Consider the following 18473-nt stretch of genomic DNA (forward strand, 5'->3'; position numbering starts at 1 on the left):
TGAATTTTACAATGTTCTTGAATTCTATGTTGTTAGAAATGAGAATTCACATTATAGTTTAAAAATTCTTGAAAAGTTGAAGATTTGTTAGAGACTCTTTCAACAATGAATTTATCGGAAGACTTACTTCTAATAAAATCACTCGTGTTATCCTAATGAAAGTTTATTTGATTTTTTATGAAATCAATGGAGATCAAATCGAAATATTATCTTTTTGGGATAATAGACAAAATACAGAAAACAGAAAGATCAAATAACTTAACTCGTCCCTAACGTATTATTCTTAATTTCCATCACCTCTCTTTTCACTTCCAAAAGCAATTCTTTCATCGATTGAGATTCAGACAATTCATGACGTTTGTCGCTTCGGCCAATGTTACATTCGTATTCCCAGATTTCTAAAATGTCTGAAGCTTTTACTTCATAATTTGGATAAAAACGATTATCTGATTCCAGAACTAAAGCATTCTTTTTGTTTTTATTGAGACGTTTATAAACCATACCTTCATTTTTGGTAATCAGGATATAAGTTTTGCCATCCATAACCTGACCTAAACTTTCCACATAACGGCCAATAATAATGGAACCGTCTTCGTGTGGCGGCATTGAATCACCTTCTACGGGAAAACCTCGATGCTTGCCAGGTCCTAAAAACGGAAGCGAAACCTGCTGTAAACTCTCAATATATTCAGGATCGGCATAGCCGTTTAAGTAGCCCGCTTTTGCTTTTTGACTTACAATTTCTATAAAATTTTCGCCGAATCGATCAACTTGTATCGGCAGGATGAGTCGGTTACCTTCTAATTTTATTAAATTTTCCACATCTATTTTGCGTATATCGACCGATAACAATAAGTCGATACTCATATGAAAATATAAAGCAATCTGCTTTAAAATATCATACGGTGCTTCTGAAGTTCCGTCTTCGTACTTAACGTACCTTCCTCGGGTAATTTTAAGGTTTCCAGCTAATTTCTCTTGTGATATTTTATGCTTAACCCTTAGTGCTCTAATATTATCTGAAAATAAAGACATAGATTAATTTGTTATAATTTGGAACAGCAAATATACAAAAAAATGTTATTGTCTGTGCTAATTTTGTCTTGTTTAAAAATGCCATCTGAGTGATTATGAAATTGATAAATCTAAATAGAGTAAAAACACTGGAATTTTATATTCCGGATAATAGTTCCAAAATTGAGCTGCCTTTCTTTGATGTAGGCATAAGTGCAGGTTTTCCTTCGCCAGCAGATGATTTTATCGAGTTGACAATTGACCTCAACAGAGAATTTATTAAACACAAAGACACAACTTATTTTGCCAGGGTTAAAGGTCATTCTATGAAAAATGTAGGTATTACTGATGGTGATTTACTTATCATTGATAAAAGTCTCGAGCCCCAAAACAATAAAATTGCTGTCTGCCAGATTGATGGCGAATTTACTGTAAAACGAATTAAAATAGAAAAAGATATTGTTTGGCTTATAGCCGAAAATGAAGATTATGAACCTATAAAAGTAACTTCCGAAAATAATTTCATGATTTGGGGAATTGTGATTCACAGTATAAAGTCTTTTTAAAATAAAAAAATTAGGATAAATAATAGTTTAGAAATGTTTGCTTTAGTCGATTGTAACAATTTTTATGCTTCATGCCAAAGGGTATTTGAGCCAAAATTAAGAGGGAAACCTATAGTTATCCTCTCTAATAATGATGGTTGTGTTATTTCGCGTTCTGATGAGGCGAAAGCTTTGGGCATACCAATGGCTATTCCTGCTTTTAAGTATGAAGCTGTTTTTAAAGAGAAAAACATTTTTGTTTATTCTTCTAATTATCCGCTGTATGGCGATATGAGCAATCGGGTAATGAACATGCTTCGGGCGTATACAACAGAAATTGAAATTTACAGCATTGATGAAGCTTTCCTGAAATTTTCGGGTTATGAGTTATTTGATCTAAACGCACTTGGGCTAAAAATGCGAAAAGAAATAACACAGGGAACCGGAATTCCTGTAAGTATTGGTATTGCACCTACCAAAGCTTTGGCAAAAATGGCCAATAAAATTGCGCGAAAATTTGCCGATCGTACGCAAAATGTTTATTTAATTGACTCAGAAGAAAAAAGAATTAAAGCTTTAAAATGGACAAAAATAGAGGATGTATGGGGAATCGGGAGAAAACATGCTAAACGACTCAAGTCAAAAAACGTTACCACTGCTTATCAATTCACACAACTTCCGGATGCCTGGGTGCGAAAAGAGATGGCCGTTGTCGGACTTAGGTTAAAACATGATCTGGAAGGAAAACCAACATTAGATTTAGAAGAAGCAAAAGGCCGAAAAATGATTGCTACTACGAGATCATTTGAAAGAAGGTATACTTCATTTGAACAAATTTCAGAACGTATCAGCACATTCACAGCTTCTTGTGCAGAGAAATTGCGCAGTCAGAACTGTCATTGTAACATGATTACGGTTTTTATTCAGACTGATTTTTTGGGTGGTGAGAACTCTCAATATTCGAGAAGTATTACAATTACAACTGATTTTCCGACCAATTCGACCATTGAACTTAACAAGGCGGCACAAAAAGGTTTTAACACCATTTTCAAAGCAGGATATCGTTATAAAAAAGCAGGAGTAATTGTAATGGGTTTAACATCAAATAATGAAACACAACTCAATTTGTTCAAAACCTCAAATCCAAAACATCAGCCTTTAATGAGTGTTATTGACAAAATGAATCAATGTTATGGTGAGAATAAAATTAAATTCGGAGTACAGTCTTTAGGCCGACAATGGAAAATGCGACAGGACAGGCTATCGCCAAAATTTTCTACTTGCCTGAAAGATGTGATCATTGTTAAGGTCTGATCACTCATTTCATTAAAAATTATAAAATTAAAATTCCTGTACATCATTAAATCAAACTATTAAATCAGATTATCCAAATATACCGCTATAACAAACCTAAAAAACAAAGTTATGACACTATTTAACGACACTGAATTATTTACCACAGGTTCAGGAGGAAAAAAAATATTTGACCTGCCTGATACAGAACTTATTTTGATAGATAATTTCTTTACTAAAGAAGAATCTGATCATTTTTATGAAAAACTACTTCATCAGACTAAATGGAGGGGATATCAAATGGAAATTTTTGACAAGACTGTTACTGCTCCCAGAATGATTGCCTGGTATGAAGATAAAAATAATGTCGGTGCAGATCCAAATGGTCCGGACTGGACTTATGATCTTCTCACTATCAGGAGCCGTGTAGAAAAAGAAACGCAGCTGGATTTTAATAGTCTGCTGCTGAATTTGTACCGAAACGGAAAAGATGGTGTGGGATGGCATAGCGACAAAGAAAACAATACAGGTAAAGATCCTATAATTGCGTCAGTAACTTTTGGAGATACAAGAATATTCAGACTTCGCCATAAATTTAGAAAAGATGTAGCACAGGTTGAAATTCCGCTGCATCATGGATCTTTTTTGTTAATGGCCGGAACAACAAATAGCTTTTGGCAGCATCAGGTTCCAAAAACTGCGCGAGATGTATTACCAAGAATAAATTTAACTTTTAGAAGAACAGACAGGAAAACAGAATAATGTAAAATATATTTAAACACAATGAGAGATGGGTTTCACGTCAGAAAAAACCTCAAAATCAAGCGTACAAAATAAAATAATCGCTTCTTATCAATTTATATTAGGCAACACTTATCTTTTTTAGTATTTTTCAACTTTTTTCCAATAATATTTTACCCAATGGCAAAATTAAACAATGATTTAACCCGTTTTTTAGAGGCACAAAACAAACTCTATCTTACAGCTCTTACTGAACTAAAAAAGGGTAAAAAAGAAACCCATTGGATGTGGTTTATTTTTCCTCAGATAAAAGGATTAGGTAAAAGTGAAATGTCTAAATTGTATGCCATAGAAAATCTTCAGCAAAGCGAAGAATTTCTTGCGCACCCGGTTCTTGGAAAACATCTCATAGAAGTTTCCAAAGTTCTTTTAGATTTTAAAATGAAATCGGCTGAAGCGATATTTGGTGATCTGGATGCACTTAAATTACAGTCATGCATGACACTTTTTAGCTTAACAAATAATACAGATCCAGTTTTTCAGGAGGTATTGGATACTTTTTTCTCCGGAAAATTTGATACGCTTACTTTGTCAATAATAAACGAAATGATACATCCGGCGTTGCAGCAAACGGAGATCTAATTTGCATTAAGCTTTTTACAGTAAAATAATAATTTTTCAAAAAAAAACGTCTTGCATAGCAAGACGTTTTTTCTTTATAAGGATTTCATTATAAGTCTTAATGACTTTTTAAGATTCTTTAGGTTTTGTTAGATAATAAACCGGTATTCCGGCTAACATAATCAAAACCCCCCAACCACAGGTCGAAAATTTTGTAAATAGCAATGAAATACAAATTGCGGTTGCTACTATAATGTAGAGCATTGGTAAAAATGGATATCCAAAAGCTTTGTACGGTCTTTCTACATCAGGCATCTTTTTTCTTAAAATAAAAATTCCATAAATGGTAAGAATGTAAAAAATCAAAACGATGATGATGACAAAGTCTAACAAATCTCCATATTTGCCTGTCAAACATAAGGCAGAAGCCCAAAAACACTGTGCCCAAAGTGCCCATTCAGGAACACTAAACTTGTTTAATACCGCAGCTTTTTTAAAAAATAAACCATCATTTGCCATTGTATAGTATACTCTGGCTCCAGCCATAATTAATCCATTATTACACGCAAAAGTCGAAATCATAATCATGATTGCAATAATCAATGCACCGCTATTGCCAAAAATATATTGTGAAGCCACAACAGCTACACGATCTGATTTTGCAGTTGCTATTTCGTCAAAAGGAATAACTGCCAGGTACATTAAATTTGTTAATACATAAATAATTGTAACAATAAAAGTTCCCAAAAACAAACTGAAACCAACATTACGTTTTGGATTTTTAATTTCGCCAGCTATAAATGTTACCCCATTCCAGGCATCACTAGAAAATAAAGATCCTACCATCGCAGCAGAAATACCAGTAATTAATGCTGTTCCACCAATAGGCAGCCATGATCCCTCCTGAGGATTATATGCACGCGGTGTCCATGCATCTGCCCAGTTAGCATCCCAGATTGATGCTTTTGCAGCAAGCGTTAAGCCAAAAACAATTAAGCCAAGCAATGATAATATCTTAATAATCGTTAGAATAGTCTGTAGAATTTTTCCGTTTTTTACTCCACGGCTATTAATGTATGTTAGCAAAATAATTGTAAAAATTGAAACAATCTGAGCTGCATTGAGTTTAAAGAACCCCGTTTCAAACAATATATTCTCATCACTGAAAGGTTCATAAAGATAAGCTGCAAACTTAGAAAAAGCCACACCGACAGCGGCAATTGTTCCGGTTTGTATTACAGCAAAAAAACTCCAGCCATACAAAAAGGCAATCAGTTTATTGTAAGCTTCTTTTAGATACACATACTGTCCCCCTGCTTTTGGAAACATTGCACTTAATTCTCCGTAACTAACAGCAGCAATAATTGTAATCAAACCTGATATAAGCCATATTAGCGTGAGCCATCCGGCAGATCCTACCTGTCTGGCAATATCGGCACTTACGATAAATATTCCCGAGCCAATCATAGAACCTACAACAAGCATGGTTCCGTCTAGTAATCCGAGTTCTCTTTTAAAATGTTCTTGTTCTTGGTTGTCGTCTTGCATTATTTTGTTTTTTTTGGTTTTAGGGTTGGTTAAAGATATACTTTTTTCTGAAATTTTAGATTTTACATTCGGGATTTTAGATTTCCACATTATTTTGGGCATGTCCCTTCGGGTCGGGCTTTCGGCTATATCTTTTACCTTGCTCCGCTGGCAAAAGGATACCGCCTCTATCCCTCATGCAATTTTCGTTTTCATGAGAACAGTATTTTATATAACAATTTATAATTGTTTTCGATAAAATTATTATATTTCAGTAAGTTACATCTGATAATTAAATAATTATCCAACTATTGACTTAAAATGGAAAAATATAGAAATCTAAAAGGAGATTCAGGTGTTGAATCCTATGAAATTGGTTCAGATTTTATCATTGTTCAATTTAAAAACGATGGAAGTTATTTGTACAATTATGAAATTCCGGGCAATTCACATGTAGAACGTATGAAAAAACTAGCGCTAAAAGGAAAAGGGCTTAGTACATATATCAGTACAAATATTAAAAAGAAATACGCTGAGAAAATAAATTAGTACAAATGATCAAATCTTAATTAATCTGATCTAAAACACGATTGACCTGAGAAAAGGCTCTTTGATAATAAGGTTCTTTGGTTGAAGAAATCATAACACCGCCGTGCGTCGAAGAATGTACAAATTTAATTTCTCCGTCGGCTACATCTACCACCATTCCAACATGATTGATTTGGCGTCTACCGTTTGTTTTAAAGAAAATTAAATCACCTTTCTGAGCTTCATTAGAATCTACTTTAGTACCTACCCTTGATTGCTCGATAGAACTTCTTGGCAATTTAATATCAAAATTATTAAAGGTACAAATCATTAGGCCAGAACAATCAAAACCTGCTTTTGTGGTTCCGCCAGATCTGTAACGGGTTCCAATATTTTCGGTTGCGTTTACGATCAATTGTTCGACTAGCTCTGAATGATTGCTAACTCTAAATGGAGAATGTATACTGGATGAATCTTTTTTAATTCCTGAGTTATAAGCAACCTGAGTTGAAGCTGATGTGCTGTTTTCCAATTCAGGAGCCGTTGTTTGTCCGTCTGCAGAAACTCCTCTTTCGCCTGATGTATTAATTTTCAAAACATAACCTACCGGCAATTTCCCCTTTATAAAAGGATTTTGTCTTTCCAGTTCTGCTACTGTAATTCCGTATCTTTTTGCAATAGCATATTTTGTTTCTTTTGGCTGTACCTCAACAACAATTTCAGTAGTTTTTGCCAATTCGGTTTCTGGTTTTATTTCAGTAGTTTTAATAGAATTATCTGAAGTAACAACTGCTTTTTCTACAATGGGAGTTTTTGTAACATCCATCTGTTTTATTTCCGGGCTTACCCTACCTTTAGAAGTTTTAATGTTTAAAACATATCCTACTGGTAATTTTCTTTTAATAAACGGATTTTGGCGCTCTAATTCTGCAACTGTTATCCCGTATTTTTTTGCAATTAAGTACTTTGTTTCCTTTGGTTTTACCTCAACTACATAATCAACTACGTCTACGATTTTAAGGTCATCTAATGCTTTATCTGCAGAGGCTAGAGTATTATTAAAAGAAGGAATAGTAATTTTCTGTCCTATTTTCAAGTCTTCTGTCTCTAAAAGAGGGTTGGCTTTCTTTAAGTCTTCAACTGAAACATTATATTTTTTTGAGATCGCCCACAGTGTTTCTTTTTCAATTACTTCGTGCAAACCTGAATTTGAATTTGCTGGCGAGGTTATATTTGCAGCTGTTTCTGTTTTTGTTGTAGTAGCTTTTTTATTTGTACCCGGAATTAATAAAATTGAATTCAGTTTTAAGACTTTTGGAGCATCCGGATTAGCATCTTTGATATCTTTCGCTTTTATACCATATTTTTTAGCAATTACAGTAAGGTTTTCTCCCTTTGAAATTTTATGTTTGATGAATTTCTCCTGAGAAAAAACACTTACACTAAATAAAAACACTACTATAATTAATCTAAAAATCATACCTATTAAAGTTTAATGAATACTTCTTTAAGTTTAAATAATATAACTTTAAACCTAAATTATATAACTTAGAGAAGTCAAAATATATTATGTAAAAAGCGAATTTAAATTTTTAAAGTAGAATTTGCACGTTTTTTAACATCTAATTTAGTTCGAATTAACAGCCTAATACATCGAAGTTGCCTCAATACTTTGAAAACATGCTTTTTATCCGAGGAATTATATTTTTGAATAAAACGAATTATAATGTGTAAATATTGTGAAAAGATTGCTTTATGTCTGTCTTTTCTTTCCCTTTGTAATAAAAAAACGCCCTGTTTTCACAGAGCGTTTAAAATATAAGGGAGTGCTAAAGATTAAGCTTTTCCGGCAGCAATCAGGTTTAATGCTGAACCTGCAACGAACCAGCCTATTTGTCCTGCGTTGTAAGTATGGTTAGCAAAAATAATATCTTTTGTACCATCTGCATGAACGAACTCTAACGTTAATGGTTTTCCAGGAGCGAACTCTGTTAAGTCAATAAAGTTAATAGTATCGTCTTCCTGAATTTTATCATAATCTGCTTCATTAGCAAAAGTTAAACCAAGGAGACCTTGTTTTTTAAGGTTTGTTTCATGAATACGAGCGAAAGATTTTACCAACACTGCTTTAACCCCTAAGAAACGTGGTTCCATAGCAGCATGTTCACGAGATGAGCCTTCTCCATAGTTGTGATCTCCTATAACAACAGAAGGAACTCCGGCTGCTTTGTAAGCACGGGCTACTGCAGGAACTGCATCATAATCTCCGGTTAATTGATTTTTGACTGAATTTGTTTTTTGATTGAATGCATTTACTGCACCAATCAACATGTTGTTAGAAATATTATCTAAATGTCCGCGGAAACGCAACCATGGTCCTGCCATAGAAATATGGTCTGTTGTACATTTTCCAAAAGCTTTGATCAGCAATTTTGCACCAGTTATATTTTTACCATCCCATGCATCAAACGGAGCTAACAATTGTAAACGTTCTGAAGCTGGATTAACAACAACCTGAACTTCGGAGCCGTCTGCAGCCGGAGCCTGAAATCCAGGGTCTTCGGCATAGAAACCTTTAGACGGAAGCTCATCTCCTGTTGGGGCATCAAGCATTACTTCTTCTCCATCTTCGTTGATTAATTTATCTGTTAATGGATTAAAACCTAAATCACCAGCAATAGCCAAGGCCGTTACCAATTCCGGAGAGCCTACAAAAGCCAAAGTGTTTGGATTCCCATCGGCACGTTTTGAGAAGTTACGGTTAAAAGAGTGAACAATCGTATTTCTTTCTTCTTTCTCTGCTCCTTCTCTGTCCCACATACCAATACAAGGTCCGCAGGCATTAGCAAATACCGTTGCACCAATTTTATGGAAAGTTTCGATAAAACCATCTCTTTCAATTGTAGAACGAACTACTTCTGAACCAGGCGTAATTGTAAACTGTGATTTAGTTTTTAAATTTTTATCTGCAACTTGTTTTGCTAAAGAAGCGGCACGCGAAATATCTTCGTAAGAAGAGTTCGTACAAGAACCAATTAAACCAACCTGAATTTGTAATGGCCAGTTGTTTTTGATTGCAGCTTCTTTCATTTTAGAAATTGGAGTAGCTAAATCGGGAGTAAAAGGACCATTTAAATGTGGCTCTAACTCAGTTAAATTGATTTCGATAACCTGATCAAAATATTGTTCCGGATTAGCATAAACTTCCGGGTCTCCGGTTAAGTATGAAGCTACTTTATCTGCTGCATCAGCAACATCAGCTCTGTTTGTAGAACGCAGGTAACGACTCATAGAATCATCATAACCAAAAGTCGAAGTTGTTGCTCCGATTTCTGCTCCCATGTTACAAATAGTACCTTTACCTGTACATGACATAGCAGTTGCACCTTCGCCAAAATATTCTACAATAGCTCCAGTACCACCTTTTACAGTAAGAATACCGGCAACTTTCAGGATAACATCTTTAGGAGCAGTCCATCCTGATAATTTACCAGTTAATTTTACTCCGATTAATTTCGGAAACTTTAGTTCCCATGCCATACCAGACATAACGTCTACAGCATCTGCTCCACCAACCCCAATAGCGACCATACCTAAACCACCTGCATTTACAGTGTGAGAATCGGTACCAATCATCATTCCGCCCGGGAAAGCATAATTTTCAAGTACTACCTGGTGAATAATTCCGGCTCCTGGTTTCCAGAAACCTATTCCATATTTATTAGAAACTGACGATAAGAAATCGAAAACTTCGTTACTTTGTGTTTTTGCCCTTGCCAAATCGGTTACTGCATCTACTTTTGCCTGAATTAAGTGATCACAGTGAACTGTTGTAGGAACAGCAACTGTTTTCTTTCCGGCATGCATAAATTGCAATAATGCCATTTGAGCTGTTGCATCTTGACAAGCAACACGGTCTGGTGCAAAATCTACATAATCAACTCCTCTTCCAAACGCCTTTGTTGGATTTCCATCCCAAAGGTGATTGTATAAAATTTTCTCCGTTAAAGTAAGTGGACGACCAACAATCTCGCGTGCTTTATCAACACGACCAGGCATGTTCTCATACACTTTTTTTATCATTTCAATATCAAAAGCCATAAGTTATAATTGTTTGTTTTGTTTTTATTTTTAACACGACAAGGTACAAAAAATAGAGTAGCCAGAAAAGAAAAAGCCCGAGTTTATACTCGGGCTTTTCTAATATTTGAATAATCATGTAATTACATTACTAACAATTTATGAGAAGGTGCAAATCTGGTTAAACTAATACCCTCTACCGCAGCTGTATATTCATCTAACGTAGGAGTTCTACCCAAAATTGTAGACAAAACTACTACTGGCGTAGAAGAAAGCAATGATTCTCCTTTTTTACCTTCAGTATCTTCTACTACTCTTCCCTGGAAAAGACGTGTAGAAGTCGCCATTACAGTATCTCCTTTTGCCGCTTTTTCCTGGTTACCCATACAAAGATTACATCCCGGACGCTCTAGATACAACATTTTTTCGTATTCAGTACGTGCAGCACCTTTAGGCGCATTGTCGTCAAATTCAAAACCAGAATATTTTTGTAAAACTTCCCAGTCACCTTCTGCTTTAAGCTCATCTACAATGTTATAAGTTGGAGGTGCTACCACAAGCGGTGCCTTGAACTCAACTTTACCATGCAAATTTTCTATATTTTTAAGCATTTGAGCAAGGATTTTCATATCTCCTTTGTGAACCATACAAGAACCGATAAATCCAAGATCTACTTTTTTCTCTCCTCCATAAAAAGACAAAGGTCGTATAGTATCATGCGTATATCTTTTAGAAACATCAGCGTTATTCACATCTGGATCTGCAATCATTGGCTCTATAATCTGATCAAGATCAACAACTACTTCAGCATAATATTTAGCATTTGCATCTGGAGTTAAAGCTGGTTTTTCAGCTGATTTAATTTCCGAAATTCTCTTGTCTGCTTTATTAATCAATCCCTGAAGAACTTGTTTATGATTGTCCATTCCTTTGTCGATCATAATCTGAATTCTGCCTTTTGCAATCTCCAGTGATTCAATCAAAGTATCATCTTCAGAAATACAGATAGAAGCTTTTGCTTTCATTTCTGCAGTCCAGTCTGTAAATGTAAATGCCTGGTCTGCGGTAAGAGTCCCAAGATGAACTTCAATAATTCTACCCTGGAATACGTTTTCACCACCAAATTTCTTAAGCATTTGAGATTGTGTAGAATGAACTACATCACGGAAGTCCATATAATCTTTCATCTCTCCAATAAACGTCACCTTTACAGATTCCGGAATTGGCATTGAAGCTTCACCAGTAGCAAGTGCAAGAGCAACTGTTCCTGAGTCAGCACCAAAAGCAACACCTTTTGACATTCTTGTATGAGAGTCACCACCAATGATGATCGCCCACTCATCGATTGTAATATCGTTAAGCACTTTATGAATTACGTCAGTCATTGAATGATAAACGCCTTTCGGGTCACGAGCTGTGATTAAACCGAAATCATTCATAAATTTCATCAATTTTGGAATATTTGCCTGCGCTTTTTTATCCCAAACCGAAGCTGTATGGCAACCAGATTGATAAGCACCATCCACAATTGGCGAAATTACTGTAGCAGCCATAGATTCTAATTCCTGAGCAGTCATAAGACCGGTAGTATCTTGTGAACCTACGATGTTAACTTCTACACGAACATCTGAGCCAGCATGTAGTACTTTACCCTGAGTGATACCAACAGCATTTCTGTTAAAGATTTTTTCTACTGCTGTAAGACCTTGTCCTTCGATAGAAATCTCTTTTGACGGAGCAAATACAAGAGGAGCTTCAATATCAAGAACTTTCGCTGCTAATGTTTGAAGTTTTTTACCAAATACAATTGCATATGACCCTCCGGCTTTAATGAATTCCATTTTTTGAGGTGTGAATGCCTTTGAAATATCTATTAACTCTTTATCTCCATTATAAAGCTTCTTCGTTTTTGTATTTATTGTTAATACAGTTCCGGTAGCAACAGAATATGCTTCTTCCAAAATAGGTTCATTATTCTCATTACGAATAACATTTCCATCTGCATCAAGCTTTTTTACCCAGTTTTTAAGATCTAAACCAATTCCACCAGTAACATCAACAGTTGTTAGGAAAATTGGAGAAATACCATTTGTTCCTGCAACAATTGGAGCAATATTAATAAATGGAACATACGGACTTGCTTGTTTACCTGTCCAAAGTGCCACGTTATTTACACCTGACATTCTTGACGAACCTACACCCATTGTACCTTTCTCTGCAATCAACATCACACTTGCATCAGGATACTGAGCCTGCAGCATCTTGATTTCGTCTTGTGCCTGCGGAGTTATCATACATTTCCCATGAAGTTCACGATCAGAACGAGAGTGAGCCTGGTTACCCGGAGATAATAAATCTGTAGAAATATCTCCTTCACCAGCGATATAAGTCACTACTTTAATTTCTTCTGCTACTTCTGGCAATGAAGTAAAAAACTCTGCCTTTGCATAACTTTCAAGAATTTCTCTGGCAATTGGGTTTTCATTTTTAAATGCTTCTTTTAAACGATCCGTATCTGCCTCATAAAGGTAAACTTGTGTTTTTAGAACATTTGCAGCTTCTTTTGCAATAGCAGCATCATTACCAAGCGCCAGATCAAGTAACACCTCAATCGAAGGCCCACCTTTCATGTGTGATAGTAACTCAAAAGCAAAAGCAGGTGTTATTTCTTTTACTACGGATTCACCAAGAATGATTTCTTTTAGAAATTTAGCTTTCAGACCAGCTGCGCTCGTCGTTCCCGGTACAACATTATAAATAAAGAACTTAAGAGAATCTTCTCTGTATTCATTATTCAAATCTTTAATTTGTTCAATGATATCGCTTAATAATTCAGCACCATCAATTGGTTTCGGGTGAAGCCCTTGACCTTTTCTTTCTTCAATTTCTTGGATGTAATCCTTATAAATGTTCATAGTAGAGGTATTTCTAGGTATTTTATTTTTTTGTTCGCAAATTTAATAATTAATGCCGAGAACTAAAAAAAATATAATGGATGCCGTCTTTTCAAAAATTATTATTATTAAAAAACGATTTTGAATGTATTTTTTTGCCAAAATATCAATTTTAAATTAAATAAATGAATTATTGGTATTTTAAAATCTTTTCTTTAACAAAGTCGGAATTAAATGTTGCAAACTAAGCAGGATTTTACCTATGTTTTAACGAAGAATAGTTCTAAATTAAGATTTACAACGTTATAGTTGAAGTTTGTTGACATAAAATCCTGTTTTTAATAATTCCTTTTTTATTTTAAAATATTGACTAAAAAAATACCTTAAAAAATTGGTAATTCAATTTTTATTTTAACTTTGTATTTCAAAGTTCTTTTAAAAACACAATACTATGAATTACAAATTACAAAATGCAAATACTTATTTTGAACAAACAGGAGTTGTTATCAGTACAATAGTTAGTATTATTACTATGCTTATTCTTGTCATTGTATTAGCAAATGAAGCTGCTGCTCCATTAGCAACATTATCTTTAATAATTGAATTCATATTTGGTACTGTATTATCTTTTCTTATCCTCAGAAAAAGACAAAAATACATTCATCTGCTTCCTTTCCTTTTACTAAACTGGCTGATAGGCTGTTTCTGTCTTAATACTTCTATTTCTATTTTTGAAGATTTACCTGTTTGGATTTATATGGCAACCTTGCTTTTTTGCATCACAAATTTTTTTATCTATAAAGAATTAAAAGAAAACTATATTACCCTTGCGTTATTTTTTGTAAATGGAGTTTCTTATACGGTTATATTATATTACACCATATATCTTTTACCCATTATTCCATTTTCAATTCTCGCAATTATACTTCTAGGGATAGGATTCTACGGATTAGTACCACTAGTTATTTCAATTATTCATTTACTAAGCATCACTAAATCTTTTCGGGAAAACAAAAAGTATTTCAATTCATTTGCTTTCGGATTTCTAATAGTTATCATTAGTTTAGCCGCTTTTATAATACGACTGAATATTGAGAGTGAAAAAATAATTAAAAGCGAAATAATTACTTCTTTCGACTATAATGATGACTTACCTAATTATATAAAAATTTCTCAAAATCTGGAGCCTAATTTTTTTAATGAAATTTTATTAAAAAAAGATATTGTTTATAAAGGCCCTGAAAATTTTTTCAGTTTTAGAGATTTAAATTCATTTGGTAGCGAACAATTTAATCAAACAAAAATCCACAACCCGTTTATAACGATAGCTTACTTATTTTGTAAAGATCTTAATTTAACTAACGATGATCGAATAAATATTTTGAAATCAAATTTTAACACACGTCTGGAAACCGAAGAACAATTATGGAGTGGTGAAGATTTGTTTACCAAAAACATTAAGGAAGATGTAAAATTATATCCTGAATCAAGATTAGCTTATACAGAAATTACCATGAATATTGCCTGCGAAAAAGACACCTGGCAAGACAGGGAAGCTATTTATTCTTTTCAGTTACCAGAAGGATCTGTCGCTACATCACTTTCATTATGGGTAAATGGCATTGAGCGAAAAGGAGTTTTAACAACAAAAGAAAAAGCACAATTTGCTTACAAACAAATTGTTGGAGTTGAAAACCGTGACCCTTCATTACTGCAATGGAAAGAAGGAAATAAAGTTGTCGTAAGGGTTTTTCCTGTCAATTATGAAACACCACGCACCTTTAAATGTGGTTTCACAACACCGCTAAAAGTTGAAGACAATGAAATGAAATATCAAAGCATTTCTATAAAAGGCCCTAATATTTCAAATGCTGCAACTGTTTCAAGGATTCAGTTAACAGGCAATGCCAAAGTCCAAACCAGTAAAGATTTTGATTTAAAAAATAACGCTTACATTAACGAATCAACTGGACTTGACAGCTGGGAGGCAGTTATAGCTTTAAATAAAACACTGCATGAGAATTCTTTTGTCTGGAAGGATAAAATATATGAGGTAAAAGACATTCAAAAAACAAATGTACCGTTTAAAGCTTCTGAAATTATTTTAGACCTTAACAGTAACTGGACAATTTCAGAAATTAAATCTTTTTTAGACTTAAGAGGAAAACAATTTTATGTTTATAGGGACAAAGAAAAAAAGGAAATCAATAAAGAAAATTACAAAGATCTTCAATATGAATTTAAAAATTTACACTATTCCTTATTGCCACTTTATAAAATTACAAAAAACAGTTTAATCATTACTAAATGCGGAACATTCTCCGCCAATTTTGAAGAACTTGAAGAATCTGATTACCTAAAGAAAATACGAGCCAAAACTAAGACGCAAAATTTAAAAGTTATAAATATCTCCGCAGAAATTAATCCTTTCTGGCAAACTGTAAAAGAACAAAAATATGTGGAGTATTACCAGACAACTTTAAGCAATAGTTTAAAAATGGTAAAAGAAAATCATTTTATAACTTTTAAAACAGCCGAAAATCTAGTCAATATCGAATCGGCACAAATTTCTATTCAGGAAAATTCGAAAGACAATATTTCTAAAAGTACTGGCTCAAATCATATTTACAGAATGTATGCTTTTGGAAAAGTACTTGAAGAACAGGTTAAAATTCAAGAAGATACTTTAGCCGCTAACAAATATGTAACGCTTGCCAAAGATGCCAATATCGTTACGCCTATTTCCTCTTTAATTGTTCTTGAAACTGACGAGGATTACAAAAAAAATGGAATTGAAAAAAATGTAGACACTTTAGCAAATGCCTCTATAAATAATGATGGTGCTGTTCCTGAACCGCATGAATGGGCATTAATTTTTATTGCATACACTATATTCTTTTATTACAGAAAAAGTAAAAAACAGATAAGTCAATGAAACGTTTTATAGTACAGCATAAGAAAAATCTATTTATCGCAATCACTATCTTATTATTATTGTTCAATTACAGCATTCTTATAAATGGCTTTGACACTAATTTTTTTGGGATTTTATTCTCAATCGCATTATTTACTATTGGAGGCAGAAAAACTAATTTTAATTTAAACTATCCACTATTTGGACTAATTTTCATACTAGAGTTTATAAGTTTTCGCCTGCATACAAAATCACTGCATTTCTTGGCTTTGGCTGTATTTACGTGTTTGGTATACTATAATTTTATCGGAAAATTTTCATTTATTGCTTTTTTTTGCATCATACTTTTTTCATCACTTTTTAATACCTTTTTTAATTATTTAACTACTGAGATAAAACAAACATTGTGTTATACCAGTTATTTAGCTTTAAAATTTTTTATTACGATAGATAAAATCGAAGGCGTAAATTTCTACATCAATAATTCAAAAATCACGGTAGATACAGCATGTATGGGACTTTCGCTGTTTAAAACAGGATTACTCAGCGGTGCATTTTTATTGACTTTAGAAGAAAGAAGACAGCAGGCTTATTTTAACATTAAGCAAATTATTCTTTTTTGTTTTATTATAATTGTGCTCAATATTGTCTCTAATTTTTTCAGAATCATAACTTTAATATTATTCAACTGTACAGAAGAAAACATATTGCATCACAGTATCGGAATCCTTTGTTTTGTTTTTTACCAGATTATTCCGATGTTGCTTTTAATTCGCTTTTTTAAGCCTGAAAAAAAAGAACTTGTTTACAAAAACAGTTATGCCTCACTATTTCCAGCTTTAATAGCTGTAGGATTATTATTTGTAACTAGTTTAAAAATCAAAACAGATCAAAACTATGATATCTTAAAAAATTTGAATCCTAAATATCCTATTGAGCAAGGAAACTGGGTTGACGAAGAAGTTTTTAAAATCTCCACTCCTAAAAAACTTATTTATATTAAAACGCCTATCCACAAGCCCCTAATTTGCTGGACTGGAGACGGCTACACTATAACCGAATCAAAACAAATAAAAACAAATAACGAAAAAATATGGCAGGTTAAAATGGAGAAAAACAACATTCATTATCTTTCTTTTTGGTGGTACGAATGCGATAACAAAAAATACACTTCTCTGACAGATGTGTTGTTAATAAAATTGTTTTATAACAAATCGGTTCGTTTAATTAATGAAACGATCAGGATATAGAAATAAAAAAGCCGGAAAGATTTTAAAAATCTTTCCGGCTTTACAACTTAATATATTTTACATCAGCTTCTGAATAATTTTTTCTTCAGTAATTCCATCAGCATCAGCTTTGTAATTCTTGATAATTCTGTGTCTCAAAATTCCGGTTGCGACAGCCTTTACATCTTCTATATCCGGAGAAAATTTACCGTTAAAAGCTGCATGCGCTTTTGCTGCCAAAATTAAATTCTGTGAAGCTCTTGGTCCTGCTCCCCAATCTAAATAATTTTTCACAAAATCATTTGTCAAGGCATTATCCGGCCTTGTTTTACTAACTAGTGTTACAGCATATTCAATAACGTTGTCAGCTACAGGAATTCTACGGATTAAATGTTGAAAATCAATAATTTCCTGTGCAGAAAATAACGGATTAATATTTGTCTTAACATCAGATGTGGTACGTTTTACAACTTGCACTTCTTCTTCAAAACTAGGGTACTCTAATTTTATGGCAAACATAAAACGGTCTAGTTGCGCCTCCGGCAATGGATAAGTTCCTTCTTGTTCGATTGGATTTTGGGTTGCCAGAACAAAATAAGGTAAATCTAATTTATGGTTTTCACCTGCAATGGTCACAGAGCGTTCCTGCATAGCTTCAAGCAAAGCGGCCTGAGTTTTTGGTGGCGTTCTGTTAATCTCATCTGCCAAAATTATATTAGAAAAAACAGGTCCTTTTATAAACTTAAATTTTCTGTTTTCATCTAATATTTCACTTCCTAAAATATCAGAAGGCATTAAATCAGGGGTAAACTGAATTCTTTTAAAATCCAGCCCCAGTGCCTGCGACAAGGTATTAATCAATAAAGTTTTTGCTAATCCTGGCACACCTATTAATAGTGCATGTCCGCCAGAGAAAATACAGATCAGGATTTGATCAACAACTTCATCCTGACCTACAATAATTTTTGCTATTTCGATTTTTAATTCATTTCTTTTTTGAACTAAATTATGAATTGCCGTTACGTCAGACATTTAAATATATTTTAAAATTAAAAAGAGTTAGGTCTATGAAATCATAAAACTAACT

General features: G+C 33.6%; 13 protein-coding genes. 7 read left to right on the forward strand and 6 right to left on the reverse strand.

What is annotated here, in order from left to right; all coding sequences use genetic code 11:
- Positions 1-258: 258 nt before the first annotated feature.
- On the reverse strand, positions 259-1035 hold the full coding sequence (locus JOD96_RS10085) for an XRE family transcriptional regulator (RefSeq protein WP_209564156.1): 777 nt from the start codon (positions 1033-1035) through the stop codon (positions 259-261).
- Positions 1036-1130: 95 nt separating this feature from the next.
- Here JOD96_RS10085 and JOD96_RS10090 point away from each other — a divergent pair, with 95 nt between their 5' ends.
- The 4 genes from JOD96_RS10090 to JOD96_RS10105 all read left to right on the forward strand — a co-directional run bounded on the left by JOD96_RS10090 (position 1131) and on the right by JOD96_RS10105 (position 4235).
- A complete protein-coding gene (locus JOD96_RS10090; RefSeq protein ID WP_209564157.1) occupies positions 1131-1580 on the forward strand; it encodes a LexA family protein in 450 nt (149 codons plus the stop codon).
- A gap of 33 nt (positions 1581-1613) precedes the next feature.
- The gene (locus JOD96_RS10095; protein ID WP_209564158.1) at positions 1614-2873 is read left to right on the forward strand and encodes a Y-family DNA polymerase; all 1260 of its coding nucleotides are present in this window, start codon (positions 1614-1616) and stop codon (positions 2871-2873) included.
- Positions 2874-2984: 111 nt separating this feature from the next.
- A complete protein-coding gene (locus JOD96_RS10100) occupies positions 2985-3614 on the forward strand; it encodes an alpha-ketoglutarate-dependent dioxygenase AlkB family protein (RefSeq protein WP_209564159.1) in 630 nt (209 codons plus the stop codon).
- A gap of 159 nt (positions 3615-3773) precedes the next feature.
- The gene (locus tag JOD96_RS10105) at positions 3774-4235 is read left to right on the forward strand and encodes a DUF1810 domain-containing protein (RefSeq protein WP_209564160.1); all 462 of its coding nucleotides are present in this window, start codon (positions 3774-3776) and stop codon (positions 4233-4235) included.
- 108 nt (positions 4236-4343) lie between these two features.
- Here JOD96_RS10105 and JOD96_RS10110 read toward each other — a convergent pair whose 3' ends face one another.
- Entirely contained in the window at positions 4344-5762 is a 1419-nt protein-coding gene (locus tag JOD96_RS10110) for an APC family permease (RefSeq protein ID WP_209564161.1), read from the reverse strand.
- A 300-nt stretch (positions 5763-6062) separates the two neighbouring features.
- Here JOD96_RS10110 and JOD96_RS10115 point away from each other — a divergent pair, with 300 nt between their 5' ends.
- Positions 6063-6290, forward strand: coding sequence for a hypothetical protein (locus JOD96_RS10115; protein WP_209564162.1), 228 nt, complete (start codon positions 6063-6065; stop codon positions 6288-6290).
- A gap of 16 nt (positions 6291-6306) precedes the next feature.
- Here the strand turns inward: JOD96_RS10115 and JOD96_RS10120 are convergent, their stop codons facing one another.
- The 3 genes from JOD96_RS10120 to JOD96_RS10130 form a co-directional block, all read right to left on the reverse strand.
- Positions 6307-7749 carry a C40 family peptidase gene (locus JOD96_RS10120; RefSeq protein ID WP_209564163.1) on the reverse strand — a complete coding sequence of 481 codons (1443 nt, stop codon included), beginning with the start codon at positions 7747-7749 and terminating at the stop codon, positions 6307-6309.
- A gap of 356 nt (positions 7750-8105) precedes the next feature.
- Entirely contained in the window at positions 8106-10370 is a 2265-nt protein-coding gene (locus JOD96_RS10125) for an aconitate hydratase (RefSeq protein ID WP_209564164.1), read from the reverse strand.
- 122 nt (positions 10371-10492) lie between these two features.
- Positions 10493-13264, reverse strand: coding sequence for a bifunctional aconitate hydratase 2/2-methylisocitrate dehydratase (locus tag JOD96_RS10130; protein ID WP_209564165.1), 2772 nt, complete (start codon positions 13262-13264; stop codon positions 10493-10495).
- A gap of 430 nt (positions 13265-13694) precedes the next feature.
- Between JOD96_RS10130 and JOD96_RS10135 the strand changes: the two genes are divergently transcribed.
- Together JOD96_RS10135 and xrtN are read left to right on the forward strand one after the other, a co-directional pair.
- Positions 13695-16178, forward strand: a complete 2484-nt coding sequence (locus JOD96_RS10135) for an XrtN system VIT domain-containing protein (RefSeq protein ID WP_209564166.1) — start codon at positions 13695-13697, stop codon at positions 16176-16178.
- Positions 16175-17407, forward strand: a complete 1233-nt coding sequence (gene xrtN, locus JOD96_RS10140) for an exosortase N (protein WP_209564167.1) — start codon at positions 16175-16177, stop codon at positions 17405-17407. The genes JOD96_RS10135 and xrtN overlap by 4 nt, the downstream gene beginning before the upstream one ends.
- A 57-nt stretch (positions 17408-17464) precedes the next feature.
- On the opposite strand, the gene JOD96_RS10145 is transcribed toward xrtN, so the two are convergent.
- A complete protein-coding gene (locus JOD96_RS10145; protein WP_209564168.1) occupies positions 17465-18418 on the reverse strand; it encodes an AAA family ATPase in 954 nt (317 codons plus the stop codon).
- Positions 18419-18473 lie beyond the last annotated feature (55 nt).

It is taken from the genome of Flavobacterium sp. 1355 (assembly GCF_017833415.1).
Taxonomy (GTDB): Bacteria; Bacteroidota; Bacteroidia; order Flavobacteriales; family Flavobacteriaceae; genus Flavobacterium.